This window comes from Accumulibacter sp. (assembly GCF_023806635.1).
Classification (GTDB): domain Bacteria; phylum Pseudomonadota; class Gammaproteobacteria; order Burkholderiales; family Rhodocyclaceae; genus Accumulibacter.
On the sequence record NZ_JAMTDQ010000112.1, the window covers coordinates 29586 to 49772 of the forward strand.

Here is a 20187-nt window from a genome sequence, read left to right on the forward strand (position 1 = left end):
CAGGCAGGATGATGCCCTACAGCGTCTCGGCGAACAACTCCCGACCGATCAGCATGCGGCGGATTTCGGAAGTGCCGGCACCGATCTCGTAGAGCTTGGCGTCACGCCACAGGCGGCCCGCCGGGTAGTCGTTGATGTAGCCGTTGCCACCCAGCACCTGGATCGCCTCGCCGGCCATCCAGGTCGCCTTCTCGGCCGCGTAGAGGATGGCGCCGGCGGCATCCTTGCGCGTCGTCTCGCCCCGGTCGCATGCCTGCCCCACCGCGTAGACGTAGGCACGGCAGACGTTGAAGGTGGTGTACATGTCGGCGATCTTGCCCTGCATCAGCTGGAACTCGCCGATCGGCTGGCCAAACTGCCGGCGATCATGCACATAGGGCAGGACGAGGTCGATCGCCGCCGCCATGATTCCCAGCGGACCACCGGCCAGCACGGCGCGTTCGTAGTCGAGACCGCTCATCAGCACACGCACGCCGCCGTTCGGCTGGCCGAGGACGTTGTCCTCCGGCACTTCGCAGTCGTCGAAGAACAGCGGGTAGGTGTTCGAGCCGCGCATGCCGAGCTTGTCCAGCTTGGCACCGCAGGAGAAGCCCTTCATTCCCTTCTCGACCAGGAAGGCGGTGATGCCGCGCGCACCGGCATCGACGTCGGTCTTGGCATACACCACCAGCGTGTCGGCATCGCCGCCGTTGGTGATCCACATCTTGCCGCCGTTGAGGACGAAGCGGTCACCGCGGCGATCGGCGCGCAGTTGCATGCCGACGACGTCCGATCCGGCGTTCGCCTCGGACATGGCGAGCGCGCCGACGTGCTCGCCCGAGATCAGCTTCGGCAGGAAGCGTGCCTTCTGCGCCGACGTTCCGTTGCGGCAGATCTGGTTCACGCAGAGGTTCGAATGTGCGCCGTAGGACAGCGCGACACTGGCCGATGCGCGCGAAATCTCCTCCATGGCGATGATGTGCGCCAGATAGCCGAGGCCGCTGCCACCGTACTCCTCGTCGGCGGTGATGCCGAGCAGGCCCATTTCACCCATCTGGCGCCAGAGATCGGCTGGGAACAGATTGTCGCGGTCGATGGCCTCGGCGCGCGGTGCGATCTCGCCAGCGGCAAAACTGCGCACGCTGCTGCGCAGCAGGTCGATCGTCTCACCGTGGGCAAAACTGAGACTCGGATATTCCATTTCTCTGGCTCCTTGGTCGGGCTTGGTGCACCTGCCGCAGGCGCGGCGCAAGCGCTTCGTCGCCGGTCACCCGGCAATGGGCGGCGGCATGGGTGATGAAAGAACTCGTTGCGGCCGTCGTCCGCTCTTCGTGCATCAGCCTGCCGAGCGCTGACCCGGCGGTTCCTTGCGGCCGTGGACGGCGATGATCGTCTGCTGCATGAGCGCGCAGGCGGTCTTCCGGCCAAGACTGACCGCCAGGACCTCGGCTCGCGTGACGATCAGTGTCCGCCCGTAGCGGACCACGGATCCCTCGGCGATCAGCAATTCCCCTTCGGCAGGTGCCAGCAGGTTCAGCTTGTACTCGACGGTCAACACCTCGGTTTCGGCCCCGGTCAAGGTGCTGGCGGCATAGCCGGCCGCCGAATCGGCGATCATCCCGACGACGCCGCCGTGGACGTAGCCATGTTGCTGCGTGATATCCACTCTGCGCGGCAGATGGATCTCGGTGTAGCCAGGTTCGATCACCGGCATGCGCGCACCGATCAGGGCCATCGCCGGCTGGCGCGCGAAACTGGCCCGTACACGCTCGGCGAAGCACGGGTCCAGCGGCTTGTGCAGGCGCGTCATTCAGCCCGCCAGCAAGGGCCTGGCGATGATCATCGCCAACTCGGCGATGGCGCGTGTGGCGGGATGTTCCAATGGCGGATGGCTTCCGATGGGATCGATTGTACAATGCAGCGCGAACGAGGCCTCGCAGTCTCCGGCATCACGCATCACGCCCAGACTTGGGCAGTTTATAGATTTCAGCGCTTTTTACAATCCGCCTGCCGATGCCGCTCGACTACCCCATTGCCGCCCCGCCCGCCGCCTGCGAGATCTTCCCCATCGCCACTGGGGTTCACTGGTTGCGCATGCCGCTGCCCTTTGCGCTGGACCACATCAACCTCTGGCTGCTGGAGGATGGCGCGGGCTGGACCATCATCGACACCGGTTTCGGCCTCGACAGGGTCAAGGAGTGCTGGCTGGCGATCCTCGCAGGCCTGACCCAGGGGAACCGCGGCAGCCGGATCACTCGCATCATCATCACCCACTTCCATCCCGATCATCTCGGACTTGCCGCCTGGCTACAGGAACGCACCGCTGCGGCGGTGTGGATGACCGTCGGTGAGTACCTGACGGCGCATGCAGTCTGGCACGAAGTGGGCGGACACGGCAATCCGGCCATGCTGCGCCAGTTTCGCGCGCACGGGCTCGACGAGGAGCGCTGTGTCGCGCTCGAGCGCCGCAGCGGTGCCTACAACCGCGGCGTTCCGACACTGCCACAGCAATATCGCCGTCTGTTCGATGGCGACGAACTGTGCATCGGCGGACAGCGATGGCAAGTGCGGGTCGGCTACGGCCACTCGCCCGAACACGCCGCACTGTACAGTCCGGACCTCGGCATCCTGATCTCCGGGGACATGCTGCTGCCGACGATCTCGACGAACATCAGCGTCTTTGCCGTCACTCCCGAGGCCGATTCGCTGGCCGACTACCTGCAGTCGATCGACCGCTACCGCGCTCTGCCGCCCTGCACGCTCGTCCTGCCTTCGCACGGACTGCCGTTCCACGGTATCGCGGAGCGGGTCGATGCCCTGCACGCCCACCACGAAGACCGCCTGCGCCTGCTCGAAGAGAACTGCCGGACGCCGCGCAGCGCTGCCGATCTGTTGCCGACGCTGTTCGAGCGCGAGCTGGACGCGCATCAGACGATGTTTGCCATGGGAGAAGCGATCGCCCACCTCAACCGACTCGAGCATGCAGGACGAGTGACGCGCAGCGAGGAAAGCGATGGTCGCATCGTTTTCCTCGCCAGCGACAGGCTGCCGGCGACCCGGGGGAGCCTGACAGCGGCAACCGACTAGCGAATCGGCGACCCACTGCGCGGCGGCCGCTCGCTGTCGGCCGGCGAGTCAGCGCGCGGCGCGGCGCCACCCCGGCGCTTGCCGGCCGGCAGTCCCCCGCTTGGCGTAGAATGACGCACCATGGGTTCGACGCTCCTCCCCGACTACGCCGGCGGCGGCCTGGTCAATCTGATGCAAAGCATCGCTACTGCCTGTGGCAGCGACGAGCGGCGTTATCCGCCACTGGCGGCGTTCGGCTCAGATGCTCTTGCCGGCGCCCGCAATATCCTCCTGCTGCTGGTCGACGGGCTCGGACTGCGCACGCTGACCCGCCACCCGGGCAGCCCGCATCTGCGGCGCCACCTCGTCGGCAGTATGACATCAGTCTTTCCGTCGACCACCGCCAGTGCCATCACGACCGTCATGAGCGGTCTCGCTCCGGCCCAGCATGGCCTCAGCGGCTGGCACATGCACCTCGACGAGATCGACCAGACCCTGGCCATCCTGCCGTTGACTCCCCGCCAGGAAGCGCCGCGCCTGCCGCCGGAGCAGCTTCCGGCGCAGCTCTTTTCGCATGCCTCGCTGTTCGAGGCGCTGCGACGCGAGTGCTGGGTCGTCGCTCCGCGCAGCATCGCCGGCAGCCCGTTCAATGCCTGGCACTCTCGCGGGGCACGGGTAGCTGCCTATGCCACCTTGCCGGAGATGTACTCCTGTCTTGCCCAGCTCCTGCTCGAGAGCGGCTCGCCACGCTACATCTACGCCTACTACCCCGAACTGGACAGTCTGTCGCATCACTACGGCAGTGACAGCCGACAGGCGCAACGTGCACTGGCCGATCTCGATGCCGGTTTCGGCGGACTCCTGCGCGTCCTGCGCGGCAGCAACAACTGGCTGCTGGTCACCGCCGATCACGGCTTCATCGATTCGCCCGCACGGCGGGTCATCAGCCTCGACGATCACCCAAGGCTTGCCGCTCTCCTGCAGCGGCCCCTGTGCGGCGAGCGCCGGGTTGCCTACTGCTACGTCGCCGAAAGCGACCGGCCGGCGTTTGAGGCCTACGTGCGCCGCCACCTGTCGCGTGCCGTTCACCTGTATGCCAGCGAGCATCTGGTTGCCGCCGGCTGGTTCGGACCTCCGCCGTGGCATCCACGCCTGCTGTCGCGAATCGGCGACTATACCTTGCTGATGAAGGACAACTGGACGATCAAGGACTGGCTGCCGGGCGAACGGCACTTCGCCATGCTCGGCGTGCACGGGGGCATCAGCGCCAGCGAGATGCGCATCCCGCTGATTGCGGCACATATCTGAGCGCCAGGCAGACGTGCTGCCAGCCATCCCGGCAACGACAAGGGAGACCGACGATGAACAACGACAAGACGGCAACGACCGATCGCCTGATCGCCGATGCCGTGCGCAGCCGCGTGGCGCGTGAGGCTGGCTATCGCGAGCGGGCGCTGAAGATCTATCCCTGGGTTTGCGGCCGCTGTGGTCGCGAGTTCACCCACCGAAACCTGCGCGAGCTGACGGTCCACCATCGCAACCACAATCACGACGACAACCCCAGCGATGGCAGCAACTGGGAGCTGCTGTGTCTCTATTGTCACGACAACGAGCACTCGCGGCAGCTCGACGCAGATGCAGCCCGACAGGCTGGCGTCAGCGCCACGACCGGGGGAACGAAGGCACCGGCAACCGGGCAGCCGTTCGCCAACCTGAGGGAACTGCTGAAGAAGGGCTGAAGGGCCTCGGCGGCTTGCCCGGGTCGCACTTCGCAATCTCCGGTAACCACTTCGCGGCAGATCGTCTTGAGGCAGAATCCCGAAGCTGGCCGGCAAAACCGGCCCCCCCGCCCCGGTGTCGCGCGACGCACTGACGGCACCAGACACCCACGCACGATGCCAAGGATCATGCACCGATGAGCAACCAATTGAGCTTCAGGATTCTGGAAGACATCGCTCGCGACCTCTCGGGTGAGGTCGTCTCTTTCCCGACCTTTCTCGACATCACCTTCCAGGTTCGCACAGCCCTGAAGAACCCCCAGCTGACAGTGGACGACCTGGGTCGGCTGGTCGCTGCGGAACCGCTGATGAGCACCAAGGTCATCCGCCTCGCCAACTCGGCGGCGATCAATCGCAGCGGGCGTCCGATCGTCGACGTCAGGAGCGCCATCGCGCGCGTCGGCATGGAAGCCGTGCGCACGGTTTCGTTTGCCGTGGCCATGGAACAGCTTCTGAATTCCAAGAAGATGGCGGCATTCCAGTCCCTGTCGGGCCGGCTGTGGGAGCACACGATGCACGTCGCAGCGCTGTCGCGCGTGCTGGCCCGCCGCTTCACCCGCATCAATGTCGACGAAGCGTTGTTTGCCGGCCTGGTGCACGACATCGGCGTCTTCTATCTGCTTTCGCGAGCCGTGAGTTTCCCGGAATTGGTAGCCAGTCCACGCGAGCTGCACCAGTTGCTGGCGGACTGGCATGACCACATCGGGCATGCCCTGCTCGCGGCAATGGGCATGCCCGAGGAGTTGGTGCTGGTGGTCCAGGAGCACGAACAGGAGCGGCCGGTGAGCAGCCTCTCGACGCTGGCCGACGTCGTTTTCGTCGCCAACCGGCTGGCGAACGCCGAACACGGCTGGCGCGACGCTGCCTTCTGCGAGCTGCCCGATGCCAGCATCGCTAGTGCGTTCTTCGACCGTGCAGCACTGGCGACCGTGCTCTCCGAATCGACCGAAGACGTCGCTTCGCTCAAGGCTGCCCTGAGCGGGTGACGTCGCGGCCAAAGCTGCCGCAAAGCGCGACCGGCAGGCCGGCGCGGCGCGCGGCAAGTCACTCCTGCGCCGTGCTCTGCCAGCGGGTCAGAGGCGCCTGATCTTCTCCAGCAGGCCGCTGGTCGACGTCTGGTGGATGAAGGGCACGGAAAGGACGCGGCCACCCCAGCCGGTGACCTCGCTGTTGCCAACGATCCGCTCGACCGGCCAGTCACCGCCCTTGACGAGGATGTCCGGCCGACAATCGAGTATCCGTTGCAGCGGCGTATCCTCGTCGAACCAGGTCACCAGGCTCACCGCCTGCAGCGCGGCGATGATCGCCAGGCGGTCAGCGAGGCTGTTCACCGGTCGCCCCTCGCCCTTGCCGAGGCGCCGGACCGACGCATCGGCGTTGAGCGCGACGACCAGCGCCGCGCCCAGTGACCGCGCTTCGGCGAGCAGGGTGACGTGGCCCCGGTGGAGAACATCGAAGCAGCCGTTGGTGAATACCAGCGGCCGCGGCAGGCTGGCGACGCCCTCCGCGAGCTGTTGTGGCGTGACGATCTTGCGCTCGAAATCCGGCCGCCTTCTCGCGCTGGCGCTGCTTGCCTCGGACATGCTTTGCTCCTGAAAGGCGGGTATCGTACAGGCTTTGGACAAAGCAGCGAAATTTCACCGAACGGAGTGCACAGGACGGGCAAGCCGCGGAGAGGTCCGGGCACGGCAGACCCGACGTCGTGCACAGTGTCTTGCCGGTGATCCGGCTTCGTTATCGTTACCAGCCCATCGACATGCGCCGCCCTTATCCGCTACACATCCATATCTCGACCTTGTTTCTGGCGTTGATCGTCGGCGTCTGCGCCGTTCTGGCTGGGATTGGCTACCGCTTGAGCAGTTCGCTCCTGCAAAGCTCGGCGGCTGGCCTGACATCGCGCATCAGCCAGGAGACCCTGCTCGAGATGCGGCTGCTCATCGACCCGGCCCAGGTGGCAACCCGCCTGTTGAGCCAGCAGAGCGTGAGCAGCGCCGGATCGCTCGCACAGCGGCTGCAGAGCCTGCAGTTCCTGCGCATCGCCCTCGACAGTTCGCCGGCGCTGTCCTCGCTCTACGTCGGTTACGACAATGGTGATTTCTTCCTGCTCGGACGCATCGGCCACGGCAGTGCCGGTGAGCGAGCGCGCGCGCCGAGCGCCGCACGCTATGTCGTGCAAAGCATCGAGCGGACGACGCCGGTGGCGCGTGGCGTGTTCATGTACTTCGACGACGAGCTGCGACTGCTGCGACGGGACGACCGTCCCGATTACGCCGCCACCTACGACCCGCGCCAGCGGCCCTGGTTCACGCAGGCAAGGCATGAGGCCAGACTCGTCGAGACTCCCCCTTACCTCTTCTTCTCGAGCCAGCGGGTCGGCACCACTCTGGCGCACATCGCCGATGGCGGGCGTGCCGTCGTTGCGGCGGACATCCTGCTGCATACCCTGGGCGAGGCTCTGGCGCGACAGAAGGTGACGCCCGCGACCGCCATCGCGATGGTCAATGGTGAGGGCCGCGTGCTTGCCTACGAGGAAGCACGGCGCATGGTACTCACGCCCGCCGCCGATGGTGAGCACGCTTCCCTGGCGCGGCTCGACGAGCTCGGGGTGCCGGCACTGGTCCCGGTGCTCGATACGGTGCGCAACATGCAGGGCCGGCAGACGGCCATGCTCGCCGTCAGCACAGCCGGGCAGGAATGGCGAGCGTCGGTCGACCGGCTGCTGCTCGAGAGCCCGGTGGAACTGTACATCGTGACCGCCATCCCCGAGGAGGAACTGCTGGCCGGCGCGCTTCGCCTGGTGCGGCACTCGGCGTTGGCGACGCTGCTCGTCCTCCTGCTGACGGTGCCGTTGACCTGGGCTCTGGCGCAGGCGGTGTCGCGCTCCCTGGGTAGCCTGGCGGGTGAAGCGGAGGCGATACGGCACTTCGAGTTCGTACGGCCGATCGTCCTGGATTCCTCGATCAAGGAAGTGAGCGAGCTGGCACAGACGATGGACGGCATGAAGCGAACGATCCGTCGTTTCGTCGACATCAGCCAGGCGGTCGCCGCCGAGCAGGACTTCGATCGACTCCTGCCGCACCTCCTGGCGGATACCATGAAAACTGCCGGAGCCGGTGCCGGCATCCTCTATCTTGCCGAAGATGACAAGTTGCAGCCGGCAGCCGCACTGCAGCACGCCGGGCAGGTGGGCGCCGCCGGGCTGGCAACCGTCGGCATCGGCTGCAGTGGCCCCTTGCTCGGCGACGCGTTGGCCGCCCGGGCGGCGCGCAGCGGCAGGCTGCGGGCAGAGGATCACGCTGCCCTTGGCCTGACGGAGTGGCGGCAGTTCCGATACGGGATCGCCGTACCGCTGCTCAACCGAAGCGCCGAACTGGTTGGTGCAATGATACTGTTCGGTGACGGCGAAACGGATGCCGATCGCCTGAGCTTCGTCAAGGCCCTTTCGGCATCGGCCGCGGTATCGCTCGAGAGCAAGGCGCTGATCAAGGCGCAGAAGGATCTCTTCGCTGCCTTCATCCAACTCATCGCCGCCGCGATCGACGCGAAGAGTCCCTACACGGGGGGGCATTGCGCGCGGGTTCCGGAGCTGACCCAAATGCTCGCCGATGCGGCGTGTGCTGCGAACAGCGGACCCTATCGGGACTTCGATCTCAGCCAGGATGACCGGGAGGCATTGCACGTTGCCGCGTGGCTGCATGATTGCGGCAAGGTGACCACTCCGGAGTACGTGGTCGACAAGGCAACCAAACTGGAGAGCATTCACGACCGCATCCATGAAGTGCGGATGCGCTTCGAGGTCCTCAAGCGCGACGCGGAGATCGACTGCCTGCGAGCCATTGCCGGCGGCGAGGATGCGGCGATCGCAGAGAGCCGGCTGCTCGCCGCGTGGCGGCAACTGGACGACGATTTCGCCTTCGTCGCCCGCTGCAACGAAGGCAGCGAGTCCATGGCAGAGCACGATGTCGAGCGGTTGCGGACGATTGCCGCCAGAAGCTGGCTGCGCACGCTCGATGACCGGATCGGGATCGCCCGTGACGAACGCCTGCGCAAGGAGTCGAGCGAGCCCGTGGCGCTGCCGGTTGCCGAAGCGCTGTTGGCTGACAAGCCGGAGCACCTCGTGCCGCGACGGGAGCAGGACCGGTTCCCCGAGAACAACCGCTGGGGGTTCCGGATGAGGGTCCCCGAACTCCTCTACAACCGTGGTGAAATCCACAACCTGTCCGTTGGCCGCGGAACGCTGACGGACGAGGAACGCTACAAGATCAATGAGCACATCGTCCAGACACTGATGATGCTCTCGCAACTGCCGTTCCCGAAGCACCTGCGTCAGGTGCCGGAGATTGCCGGCGGCCATCACGAGAAGATGGACGGCAGCGGTTACCCACGGCAGCTGCGACGCGACGAGATGAGCCCACTGGCACGGATGATGGCCATCGCCGACATCTTCGAGGCTTTGACGGCGATCGACCGGCCGTACAAGACGGGCAAGACACTCTCGGCGGCGCTCGCCATCATGGTTCGCATGCAACAGGAGCAGCATATCGACGGCGAACTGTTCGCCCTGTTCCTGCGCGCCGGCGTCCATCTCGAATACGCCCGCAGGTTCATGCAGCCGGAGCAGATCGACAGCGTCGACGTCGACGCTCTGCTGGCACGCCTGGAGCCACCGCCAGCCACGGTCTGAATGGGGGATGTCGGCCATGCTGCCCTGCAGACACCCGCCGAGGGCGCGTCGGCAGCGAGGCAGGGTCATGAGGCGCCGCCGACAGACCTGGCCGCGCCGCAGCAGCTCAACCGCGCTCTGGCGTGCTTGCCGCCAGACGCCACCACGCACCGGGCTGTGATCCGGCAGGTACCCGTCGCCCGCACGCTACCGACCATCAGGCAGGTTATCGACAGCAGGGCAAGCGCTCGTGCTGCGGCCGGCATCCCGACGACTGTCAGGATTCTTTACAGCTGCCCAGTGGCCAACGACGCGCACCTCGATCCCCTGGCGCCAACGTCCTGAAGAATAAGCAGAACTGATTTACTGGCATAGATGTTGCTTATTCAAATTCGCTGCAACGTGCGCCTGTCTGTGCGCCGTCGCGGTGGACGAAGGTCGGCGACGGAGCGCACGGCATCGTAGTCTGACATCGCCGGACACCACCCCTCCGGGATTGCGCCCGACATTGTTCAAGTATTTGCCGCTGAACGGTTTCCAGCTGCGGATGGAGGTTCCTGGCGGCACCAACTGTTGTCCGACATCGTCACCGCCGAGGGCCTGAAGTACCCTCGGCGAGAGCAGGGCCGAAGTTGGACGCGACGCGACAATCATTAGTGATATTGATGATGGAATGCCTTTCTGATCTCGTGATGGAATCCTCGACCGGTCCAAGAAACACCAAGATTTGTGTCAAGTGCAAGCAGGAGAAGCCCGTGCTTGACTTCCACAAGAATGCGCGCAGTTCGGACGGTTTGCATTCCTATTGCAAGGAGTGCAACAAGGCACAGGCCCTGGCGCACATTCGTGCCGAAAAAGCCAGGAAAGCACTCCTGCGCGCCGCCAGGAAAGCAGCCGAGAACAGCCAGTGATCGCCGCGGAAACGGCCGGTCGGACGACGACGCCGGTACGCGTACGGCTCGCCGCCGTCTCGCTCTCGCTCTTTCAGGGTTCCCAGTATCGCGGGTCGCCGAAAGTCCTCTTGGCATGGTCGATGAACAGCCGGACCCGCAACGGGAGGTGTCGCCGCTGCGGAAAGACGGCATGGATGCCGACGGCTGGCGCCGCGTAGTCGTCCAGCACGGACACGAGATCTCCCCGCCGCAGGTCGTCTCCCACCTCCCACAACGAGCGCCACGCCAGCCCCTTGCCGGCGAGTGCCCATTCGTGCAGGACGGCGCCATCGTTACACTCGAAGTTCCCCGAGACCTTGTGGTTCACGGCCTCGCCAGCAGGCGTCGCGCGCAGTGCCCAGCCCCGCTGCTGCCCCAGAGAAAGGCAGTTGTGGCGCGCGAGATCGGCGGGAGTCGCGGGAATTCCGTGGCTTTCCAGGTAGGACGGGCTACCGACGACCAGACGCCTCATCTCGCCAAGCTTGCTCACCGCCAGGCGCGAATCGGCCAGCTCCCCAATCCGCACTGCACAGTCGACGCCCTCGTTCACGAGGTCGACGAGCCGATCGGTGAGATCGAGGCGAACGCTGACCTCCGGATTCGACTGCATGAACGCCGCCACCTGCGGAGCCACGTGGCGCCGCCCGAAGCCGGCAGGTGCCGACACCCGCAAGTGGCCACGGGCCTGAACGCCTCCGAGTGAAACCGCCGCCTCGGCATTCGCCAAGTCGTTGAGGATCCGCTGACAGTCCTCGAGAAAGGCCTGCCCTTCGAAGGTCAGCGACAGTTTGCGCGTCGTGCGCAGCAGCAGCTTGACGCCAAGGCGTGCCTCGAGGGCATCGAGGCGCCGCCCGATCACCGCCGGTGTGACCGCTTCGAGTTGGGCTGCGGCTGACAAGCTGCCACGTATCGCCGCATTGACGAAGGCCTCAATCTGCTTGAGATGGTCCATTGATGAATTCATTACCCAGAGTAAAAGATACTTTGATTCCATTCGATCTTATCTTTGCCCCGCGCGTCGAATAGAATTCTTGCACTGCATCATAACTCATCGACAGGAGCCGCCCAATGAGCCTCGATCTGCCCGCCGGAATGCAAGTAAACGCCCCGATCAGACCCGGATACGAAAACATTCTCACGCGCGATGCGCTGGCGCTGGTCGCCAAGCTGCATCGCGCCTTCGAAGGCCGCCGGCAGGAGTTGCTGCAGGCGCGACGGGATCGTCAGGCGCGGATCGACGCGGGCGAGATGCCGGACTTTTTGCCGGAAACGCGGCACATCCGCGAGGGCGACTGGAAGATCGCGCCACTGCCGGCGGCACTCGCGCGTCGCCGGACCGAGATCACCGGTCCGGTCGAAGCGAAAATGATCATCAACGCCTACAATTCAGGCGCCGATTCGTACATGACCGACTTCGAGGATTCCAACAGTCCGAACTGGGACAATCAGGTACAGGGCCAACTCAACCTGTTCCGGGCGATCCGTCGGCAACTCTCATTCACCAACGAGGCCGGCAAGGAGTACGCACTCAACGAGAAGGTCGCCACCCTGCAGATCCGCCCGCGTGGCTGGCATCTCGATGAGAAGCACGTCACCGTCGATGGGCAGCGGGTGTCCGGCGGCATCTTCGACTTTGGCCTGGTTTTCTTCCACAACGCGCGCGAGCAGGTCGCGCGAGGCGCCGGCCCGTTCTACTACCTGCCGAAGATGGAATCACACCTCGAGGCCCGCCTGTGGAACGACATCTTCATCACGGCCCAGGAGCACATCGGCCTGCCCAGGGGAACGATCAAGGCAACCGTCCTTGTCGAGACGGTTCTGGCCACCTTCGAAATGGAGGAAATCCTCTTCGAACTGCGCGAGCATTCGGCGGGCCTCAACGCCGGCCGCTGGGACTACATTTTTTCCTGCATCAAGAAATTCAAGAAAAACCCCGACTTCTGTCTTGCCAACCGCGGTGCGATCACCATGGAAGTGCCCTTCATGCGCAGCTATGCCCTGCAACTGGTCAAGATCTGCCACAAGCGTGGAGCGCCGGCGATGGGCGGAATGAGCGCACTGATTCCTATCAAGAATGATCCGGTAGCGAATGAGAAGGCGCTCGCCGGCATCCGGCACGACAAGGCGCGCGACGCCAACGATGGCTTCGATGGTGGCTGGGTGGCGCACCCAGGGCTGGTCGCGATCGCCGCCGAGGAGTTTCAAAAGGTTCTCGGTGACCGCCCGAACCAGTGGGAAAAGCAGCGCGACGAGAACTTCACGGCTGCCGACTTCCTCAACTTCCAGCCGTCGCAGCCGATCACCGAGGCTGGCGTGCGCAACAACATCAACGTCGGCATCCATTATCTGGGCAGCTGGCTGGCGGGCAACGGCTGCGTGCCGATCCACAACCTGATGGAAGACGCGGCCACCGCCGAGATCTCCCGTTCTCAGGTGTGGCAATGGGTTGTTTCGCCGAAGGGGGTCCTCGACGACGGGCGCAAGGTGACCGCCGGCATGGTGCGCGGCATGATCGCCGAGGAGCTGGCCAGGGTGAAGGCTACCGTCAGCGCCCAGGGAGAGGATACGGCGACCTACGACCAGGCGGCCGTCATTTTCGACAGGATGTCTCTGACGCCGGATTACCCGGAGTTCCTCACTCTGCCGCTGTACGAAGCAATGGACTGAGACCTGCACGGAGGAGGACCGGCGAGGCTCTTGGCCACCGCCTCCGCCCCGCCCGACGATGCACCCCAGGGAAGGTACGGGCCGGATCGCAAACCCGCCCTTCGCTTCCCCGGGACCGGCTGCCCCAAGGCGCCTGCTTCACCGCCGCGGACTGGACTCAGGAACGGGCACCGAGGGCGCGAGCGCGCAGGGCGCTCAGCTCGAGGGCAGCTGCATCGGGGGCCTCACGGGTCGGCCAGCCCTGGAGATGGCTGGCTGCCAGTTGGGCCAGTGCAAGGATCCAGTCGTCCCGCTCGTTCAGGCACGGGATGTAGTGGTACTCATTGCCACCGGCACGCAGGAACTCGCTCCTGCCTTCGATGGCCATTTCTTCGAGCGTCTCGAGGCAATCGGCGGTGAACCCGGGACAGATCACATCGACCCTGTGCACGCCGCCCTTGGCCAGCGCATGTAGGCTCGCCACAGTGTAGGGCTGCAGCCATTCGCTGCGACCAAAGCGGGACTGAAAGCAGGCCAGATATCCGTCCTTGCCGAGACCGAGCGCTTCGGCAAGCAAGCGAGCGGTCTTCTGGCACTCACAATGGTAGGGGTCACCCCGGTCGAGGGTGTAGCGGGGCAGCCCGTGAAAGCTCATCAGCAGACGATAGGAGGCAGCCGGCCGACCGTGGCTTGCCCAGTGCTCGCGGACGCTGGCAGCCAGCGCCGCGATGTAGCCCGGATGGTCGGCGAAACTTCGGATGCTGCGCATTTCCGGCTGGTTGCGTACGCCACGCAGCCACGCAGCCACGGCGTCGAACGCGCTCGCCGTCGTGCTGGCAGCGTACTGCGGATAGAGGGGCAGCACGAGAATGCGTGTGCAGCCCTCGGCCTTGAGCCGCGACAGCGTCGCCGGAATCGACGGCTGGCCGTAGCGCATGGCGTACTCGACCGCGACGCAGTGCCCGGCTTGGCCGAGAAAGCCGCGCAGCAGCGTCGCCTGGCGTGCCAGATGAACCTGCAGCGGCGACCCGTCCGCCGTCCACACGGCGGCGTACTTCCTGGCAGAGCGTCCCGGGCGGGTATTGAGGACGATGCCGTTGAGGATCAGCCACCACAACGGCCGCGGCATCTCGACGACCCGCGGGTCGGCGAGGAACTCGCCGAGGTAGCGCCGCACTGCCGCCTTCGTCGGTGCTTCCGGAGTCCCGAGGTTGATCAGCAGGATGGCGGTCCGCGGCGGCGAGCCATGACGGTACGCCGGTTCAACGAGGTAGTGCGACATCAGGAAGTGGCCTTGTAGCTGAGCGCCGACGAGAGCAGCTTGGCGGTGATGTCCACGATCGGGATCACGCGCTCGTAGGCCATTCGCGTCGGGCCGATGACGCCCACCGAGCCGACCACCTCGCCATCGACCTCATAGGGTGCCGTGACGACGCTGCATTCGTCGAGCGGGGCCAAACCGGACTCGCCGCCGATGAAGATCTGCACCCCGTCGGCTCGCTGCGTAAGGTCGAGCAGTTGCATCAGCGCGGTCCTCTGTTCGAAGAGGTCAAACAGCTCGCGCAGTCGCTGCATGTTCGACGAGAACTCCTCGACTCCGAGCAGGTTGCTTTCGCCGGAAATCACATAGCGCTCGCCCGGACCTCGTATCACCTCGTCGCCGGCCGTCAGCGCAGCGGCCATCAGCGCCTGCAGGTCGCCGCGCAGTTCCTTCAGTTCGTCGCGGACACGCGCATGCATGTGCTCGAAGTCGTGTCCGACGAAATGCTGATTCAGGTAGTTGGTGGCGGTGACCAGCTCCGACGGTGTGTACCCACGGTTGGTAAACAGCAAGCGATTCTGCACGTCGCCGTCGGCCGTCACCAGGATCAGCAACACGCGCCGCTCGGACAGGCTGACGAACTCCATCTGACGAACCCGGAGCGTCGGCCGGCGCGGTGCCATGACAATCCCGGCGAAACGGGTCAATCCGGAGAGCAGGTGTGACGCATTGCTGATCAGTTGCCGCGGCTGCGTCGGCACCAACTGGCCCTCGATGGCCTGCAGCTTGTCCGGTTCCAGTGGCCTGACGGTCAGCAGGCTGTCGACGAAGAAGCGATAGCCGCGCGCCGTCGGAACACGGCCGGCCGACGTATGCGGGCTGGCGATCAGACCGATGTCCTCGAGGTCGGCCATCACGTTGCGCACCGTCGCAGCCGACAGCTCAAGTCCGGAACAGCGTGAGAGCGCGCGCGAGCCGACCGGCTGACCGTCGGCAATGTAACGTTCGATCAGGGTCTTGAGAAGTGTTCGTGCGCGATCGTCGAGCATGTCCGGATTCTACAAAAAAATGCCGCAACCGCGCTGTGCCGCGGTTGCGAGTCGAATTGTGGTTTAATTCGAACCCATGACCTGTGCCTTTCCGCAAGCTTCGGCCGACTGCGCTCCGCCACCGCGAACGATCGCGTTGGTTGGAAAATACCACAGTCCGGAGATTGCCGAATCGATCCGCTTGCTGGCGCGCTACCTGCACGAGCGTGGCATCACCGTCCTGATCGAAGAGGAAACGGCAGGCAACGTCGTCTCGCACCTGGCGCTCGGGAGCTGGGCGAGCGGCAACTTTGCCTGGCTCGGCGCCCACTCCGACCTGGCGATCGTCGTTGGCGGCGATGGCACCATGCTCAATGCGGCACGACAACTCGCGCGTTATCGCGTGCCACTGGTTGGCGTGAACCAGGGGCGCCTGGGGTTCATGACCGATATTGCCCGCACCGAGATGCTGGCGTGCATGGACGACCTGCTCGATGGCAGCTTCACGCCGGAAACGCGCATGCTGCTCGATGCCGAGGTCAGCCGCGAAGGCCGCACCATCGTCTGCAACCTGGCACTGAACGATGTCGTCGTCGACAAGGGAGCGATCGGTCGAATGATCGAGTTCGAGCTCTTCATCGACGGCGAGTTCATCTATCACCTGCGCTCGGATGGCCTGATCGTCGCCACTTCCACCGGATCCACGGCCTATGCCCTGTCGGCCAATGGGCCGATACTCCACCCTGGGGTGTCGGCCATCGCACTGGTGCCTCTTTGCCCGCACGCACTGACCAACAGGCCGATTCTGGTCGGTGACCGCGCCGAGATCGAGATCCGCATCGTCCACGCGACCGACTCGCGCGCCCACTTCGACGGGCAGGTGACAGCCGACCTCAAGAACGCTGACACCGTCCGCATACGACGCTCCGAGTATTCGATCACCTTGCTGCACCCGCCGGCCTACAGCTATTTCGCGATGCTCCGCCAGAAGCTGCACTGGAGCGAACGGCCGAAGGAACACTAGCGCGGCCGCCGGACGGGAATACCATGCTCTGTCGCCTGACGATCCACGATTTCGTCCTCGTAGACCGCCTGGAACTCGATTTGCAGGCTGGTTTCGGAACACTCACCGGCGAAACCGGTGCCGGCAAGTCGATCCTCGTCGACGCGCTCGCCTTTGCCCTCGGCGAGCGCGCCGATAGCGGACTGATCCGCAGCGGCTGCGAGCGCGCTGAAGTCACCGCCGAGTTCGACCTCGCCGGCGCACCCGATGCCGCGGCCTGGCTGCTCGCACATGATCTCGACACGCAGGCAGGCCTGCTGCTGCGACGTGTGGTCGACCGCAGCGGTCGTTCGCGCGCCTACCTGAATGGCTCGCCGGCCACGGTACAGCAGCTGCGCGAGGTGGCTGAGTCGCTGGTAGACATCCATGGCCAGCACGCGCATCAATCGCTCCTGCGCAGCGACGCGCAACGTGCGTTGCTCGACGGGCATGCGCGGCTCGAATCGCTGCAGGTGGAGGTGTCCGCCGCCTGGCGCAGCTGGCAGAAGGCACGGGCTGCCCTGGCGGCAGCCAGTGACGGGGCCGAGGCGCTGGCACGCGAAAGCGAACAGATCGAGTGGCAGGTGCGTGAGCTGCAGACACTCGCCTTCTGCCGCGACGAATGGGCGCTTCTCAATCAGGAACACAGACGACTGGCGCATGCGGCCAGCCTCGTCGACGGCGTCCAGTTTGCCTTGCAGGAGCTGGCTGCGGGCGACGCCGCCTGCGACGCGCGCCTGGCGGCCGTGAGCCATCGACTCGGCGACCTCTCGGACTATGACCAGGCGATCGCAGAAGTGGCCGCTCTCGTGCAGTCAGCCCAAGCCGAACTTGGCGAAGCGGTTTCGGCCCTTCGTCGCTATGGCGACCGGATCGATCTGGACCCACGGCGCCTGGGCGAGGTCGAGCGGCGGCTCGATGCCGTTCTCTCTTGCGCGCGGAAGTTCCGCTGTGCGCCCGAGGACTTGCCCGATCTGCTGCAACGCTGGCTGGACAGGCTGGCAGTGCTCGGGCAGGCAGCCGACACCGACGCCCTGGCCGCACGCACGGCCGCCACCAGGGCCACCTATGAAGAGCTTGCCGGTCGCCTTTCAGCCGGTCGGCAAGCGGCAGCGAGGCAACTTGGCAGTGAAGTCAGCGAGGTGATGCAGCAGCTCGCCCTCGGTGGCGGACGCTTCGAGGTGGCTCTCCTGGCGGTCGAGGGAGGCAATGCAAATGGCTTCGAACAGGTCGAGTTTCGTATCGCCGGCTTGGCCGGCAGCGAAGCGCGCGCACTGGCAAGGGTCGCTTCCGGCGGCGAGATTTCGCGTATCAGTCTCGCGATCCAGGTCGTCACCAGCCAGGCCGCTGCCGTACCGACCCTAATCTTCGACGAGGTCGACGTCGGCATCGGTGGCAGCGTTGCCGAGGTGGTCGGGCGCCTGCTGCGCGAACTGGGCAATCAGCGACAGGTTCTGTGCGTGACCCATCTGCCACAGGTGGCAGCCCGTGCCCACTGGCAATGGCAGGTGAGCAAGGAACTGGCACGGGAACAACTGCGCAGCCGGGTCGTCAGCCTCGACGATGAGGCGAGGGTCGAGGAGATCGCCCGCATGCTCGGCGGTATCGACATCACGGCGGTCACTCGCCAGCATGCACGCGAGATGCTGGCGATGAGCACGCCAGAAGGCTAGCCGTCATCGCAACCGCGAAGACGAGGCGCGTTTCGCGTGCTGATGCTCCCCTCGCTACCGGCCAATGCAGGGCCCACCTGGGCAGCGGTACGCGAGACACTCGGCAGCCGCGTGGACTTCGTGCTGCGGGTGCGTCAGGCAACCGGTTTCGTCAGTCGCCAGGGAGGACTGCGCAGGCGTGCGCCGTTCGCGCCTAGGGAGCAGCCTGGCCGTCTGCAGACGACTTCGCGGCCGCCTTCTTGAGCTTGTTCTTCGCTGCCTTCCTGAGCGCCTTGAACTGGTCCGGATCCTCCGCCTTGAGGTACTCCACGACCTCGAAGTCCTCGCGCTTGATGCGCTGGATGTCTATCTGCTCGACATGGACCAGGCGCAAAAGCTCGCGTACAGGCTTTGGCATGTTGCGACCGCTCTCGTAGCGCGAACCGCCGCTTTGCGTGACCCCGATCTTCGACCAGAACTGTTGCTGATTCATACCCAGCCTGCGACGAATCTCGCGCGGATCGACCCGTTCAACGACCTTGACGGTGCTCATGACAGTCCTTTCTTGCTATTGGTTGACGCCTCGCAGCGGGCTCCCCTCGTCCCTGCCGTCACGACATACCATATGGATGGAATGACGCACGCCACACTATAAGGATTTCATCCGCAATTGCAAGCGGGATCGAACGCATCGAAGCAGCAAGTCCGGGACCTGCCTCTTGCCAGGCTTGGCGCCAAGCTTTTTGCTGTCGACCGCGGCGTTATCCTAAAATGTCAGCCTTTTGGCACTGCTCAACGGGATCTTCCATGGCATTGATCGTACAGAAGTTCGGCGGCACGTCGGTCGGTTCGGCCGAGCGCATCAGGAATGTCGCGCGGCGTGTCGCACGCTGGCGCGCGCAGGGGCACGACATCATTCTGGTTCCGTCGGCAATGGCCGGAGAGACCAATCGGCTGCTGGCTCTGGCGAGAGAGATTTCTCCCTCGCCAGATCCACGCGAACTCGACGTCATCGCTTCCACCGGCGAGCAGGTGACGATCGCCCTGTTGGCCATGGCGATGCACGGAGAAGGAGTGAAGGCGAAGAGTTTTACCGGTCCGCAGGTCGGCGTCCTGACCGACAGCACCTTTACCAAGGCGCGCATCCTGAAGATCGATCAGGGCCGGATCCGCAAGGCCCTCGCCGACGGAAACGTCGTGGTCGTCGCCGGTTTTCAGGGTGCCGACGAGGAAGGAAACATCACGACGCTCGGTCGGGGCGGATCCGACACCTCGGCGGTGGCTCTGGCAGCGGCGATGAAGGCCGACGAGTGTCAGATTTATACCGATGTGGACGGCGTTTACACCACCGACCCGCGCGTCGTCCCGGAAGCCCGGAAGCTGGACACGATCACCTTCGAGGAAATGCTCGAAATGGCCAGCCTCGGCTCGAAGGTGCTGCAAATCCGCTCGGTGGAGTTTGCCGGCAAGTACAAAGTCAAATTGCGCGTCCTGTCGAGCTTCGAGGATGAGGGCGAAGGAACACTGATCACTGTTGAGGAAAAAGGCCAAATGGAACAACCGATCATCTCCGGCATCGCTTTCAACCGCGACGAAGCCAAACTGACTGTACTGGGCGTCCCGGATCGCCCGGGGATTGCCTACCAGATCCTCGGGCCGATCGCCGACGCCAACATCGATGTCGACATGATCATCCAGAACATCGGCCGCGACGGCACCACCGATTTCTCGTTCACCGTCAATCGCAACGACTTCAGCAAGTCGCTCAAAATCCTCGACGCAGTCAAGGAGAAAATCGCTGCACGCGACGTCAGCGGCGACGCGACGACCTGCAAGGTTTCAGCGGTTGGCGTCGGCATGCGCTCGCATCCTGGCGTCGCCAGCAGGATGTTCGCCGCGCTGGCGAAGGAAAACATCAACCTGCAGATGATTTCGACGTCCGAAATCAAGATTTCGGTGGTGATCGAGGAAAAGTATCTGGAACTTGCCGTGCGCGTACTGCACAAGGCCTTCGGTCTCGAGAAGCCCGCGAAGTCGAAGTTGGGTTTGACCGGCCGAGGTGAAACCGATATCATCTCGCCGTCTTAGGAGACGTGGCCGAGAGGTCGAAGGCACTCCCCTGCTAAGGGAGCATGCGGGC

17 protein-coding genes are annotated in these 20187 nt (G+C 64.8%); 10 read left to right on the forward strand and 7 right to left on the reverse strand.

Annotation, left to right across the window (positions count from 1 at the left end; genetic code table 11):
* Window positions 1–16: 16 nt before the first annotated feature.
* Window positions 17–1180: an isovaleryl-CoA dehydrogenase gene (locus NFW30_RS19135; RefSeq protein ID WP_295349651.1), complete on the reverse strand. Its 1164-nt coding sequence runs from the start codon at window positions 1178–1180 to the stop codon at window positions 17–19.
* 135 nt (window positions 1181–1315) lie between these two features.
* Window positions 1316–1789 (reverse strand): PaaI family thioesterase, encoded by a 474-nt coding sequence (locus NFW30_RS19140; RefSeq protein WP_295349652.1) that lies wholly within the window; start codon window positions 1787–1789, stop codon window positions 1316–1318.
* Between the two features lie 203 nt (window positions 1790–1992).
* Between NFW30_RS19140 and NFW30_RS19145 the strand changes: the two genes are divergently transcribed.
* The 4 genes from NFW30_RS19145 to NFW30_RS19160 all read left to right on the forward strand — a co-directional run bounded on the left by NFW30_RS19145 (window position 1993) and on the right by NFW30_RS19160 (window position 5809).
* Window positions 1993–3066 (forward strand): MBL fold metallo-hydrolase, encoded by a 1074-nt coding sequence (locus NFW30_RS19145; protein WP_295349653.1) that lies wholly within the window; start codon window positions 1993–1995, stop codon window positions 3064–3066.
* Between the two features lie 120 nt (window positions 3067–3186).
* The gene (locus NFW30_RS19150; RefSeq protein WP_295349654.1) at window positions 3187–4353 is read left to right on the forward strand and encodes an alkaline phosphatase family protein; all 1167 of its coding nucleotides are present in this window, start codon (window positions 3187–3189) and stop codon (window positions 4351–4353) included.
* 53 nt (window positions 4354–4406) lie between these two features.
* Window positions 4407–4784 carry a YajD family HNH nuclease gene (locus tag NFW30_RS19155; RefSeq protein ID WP_295349655.1) on the forward strand — a complete coding sequence of 126 codons (378 nt, stop codon included), beginning with the start codon at window positions 4407–4409 and terminating at the stop codon, window positions 4782–4784.
* A gap of 176 nt (window positions 4785–4960) precedes the next feature.
* The gene (locus NFW30_RS19160) at window positions 4961–5809 is read left to right on the forward strand and encodes an HDOD domain-containing protein (RefSeq protein ID WP_295349656.1); all 849 of its coding nucleotides are present in this window, start codon (window positions 4961–4963) and stop codon (window positions 5807–5809) included.
* 87 nt (window positions 5810–5896) lie between these two features.
* Here NFW30_RS19160 and NFW30_RS19165 read toward each other — a convergent pair whose 3' ends face one another.
* Complete coding sequence (locus tag NFW30_RS19165) at window positions 5897–6406, reverse strand: adenylyltransferase/cytidyltransferase family protein (protein ID WP_295349657.1); 510 nt, start codon at window positions 6404–6406, stop codon at window positions 5897–5899.
* Between the two features lie 119 nt (window positions 6407–6525).
* On the opposite strand from NFW30_RS19165, the gene NFW30_RS19170 reads away from it, so the two are divergent.
* The gene (locus NFW30_RS19170; protein ID WP_295372487.1) at window positions 6526–9507 is read left to right on the forward strand and encodes an HD domain-containing phosphohydrolase; all 2982 of its coding nucleotides are present in this window, start codon (window positions 6526–6528) and stop codon (window positions 9505–9507) included.
* Window positions 9508–10241: 734 nt separating this feature from the next.
* A complete protein-coding gene (locus tag NFW30_RS19175; RefSeq protein ID WP_295349659.1) occupies window positions 10242–10397 on the forward strand; it encodes a hypothetical protein in 156 nt (51 codons plus the stop codon).
* 73 nt (window positions 10398–10470) lie between these two features.
* On the opposite strand, the gene NFW30_RS19180 is transcribed toward NFW30_RS19175, so the two are convergent.
* Entirely contained in the window at window positions 10471–11370 is a 900-nt protein-coding gene (locus tag NFW30_RS19180; RefSeq protein WP_295349660.1) for a LysR family transcriptional regulator, read from the reverse strand.
* 116 nt (window positions 11371–11486) lie between these two features.
* On the opposite strand from NFW30_RS19180, the gene aceB reads away from it, so the two are divergent.
* Window positions 11487–13085, forward strand: a complete 1599-nt coding sequence (gene aceB / locus NFW30_RS19185) for a malate synthase A (RefSeq protein ID WP_295349661.1) — start codon at window positions 11487–11489, stop codon at window positions 13083–13085.
* A gap of 157 nt (window positions 13086–13242) precedes the next feature.
* Here the strand turns inward: aceB and hemH are convergent, their stop codons facing one another.
* Window positions 13243–14346 (reverse strand): ferrochelatase, encoded by a 1104-nt coding sequence (hemH, locus tag NFW30_RS19190; RefSeq protein WP_295349662.1) that lies wholly within the window; start codon window positions 14344–14346, stop codon window positions 13243–13245.
* Entirely contained in the window at window positions 14346–15374 is a 1029-nt protein-coding gene (gene hrcA, locus NFW30_RS19195; RefSeq protein WP_295349663.1) for a heat-inducible transcriptional repressor HrcA, read from the reverse strand. The genes hemH and hrcA overlap by 1 nt, the downstream gene beginning before the upstream one ends.
* A gap of 76 nt (window positions 15375–15450) precedes the next feature.
* On the opposite strand from hrcA, the gene NFW30_RS19200 reads away from it, so the two are divergent.
* Window positions 15451–16377, forward strand: a complete 927-nt coding sequence (locus NFW30_RS19200; protein ID WP_295349664.1) for an NAD kinase — start codon at window positions 15451–15453, stop codon at window positions 16375–16377.
* Window positions 16378–16400: 23 nt separating this feature from the next.
* Window positions 16401–18068: a DNA repair protein RecN gene (recN, locus tag NFW30_RS19205; RefSeq protein ID WP_295349666.1), complete on the forward strand. Its 1668-nt coding sequence runs from the start codon at window positions 16401–16403 to the stop codon at window positions 18066–18068.
* Window positions 18069–18261: 193 nt separating this feature from the next.
* On the opposite strand, the gene NFW30_RS19210 is transcribed toward recN, so the two are convergent.
* Window positions 18262–18600 (reverse strand): helix-turn-helix transcriptional regulator, encoded by a 339-nt coding sequence (locus NFW30_RS19210; protein ID WP_295349667.1) that lies wholly within the window; start codon window positions 18598–18600, stop codon window positions 18262–18264.
* A gap of 254 nt (window positions 18601–18854) precedes the next feature.
* On the opposite strand from NFW30_RS19210, the gene NFW30_RS19215 reads away from it, so the two are divergent.
* Entirely contained in the window at window positions 18855–20135 is a 1281-nt protein-coding gene (locus NFW30_RS19215) for an aspartate kinase (RefSeq protein ID WP_295349668.1), read from the forward strand.
* Window positions 20136–20187: the final 52 nt, after the last annotated feature.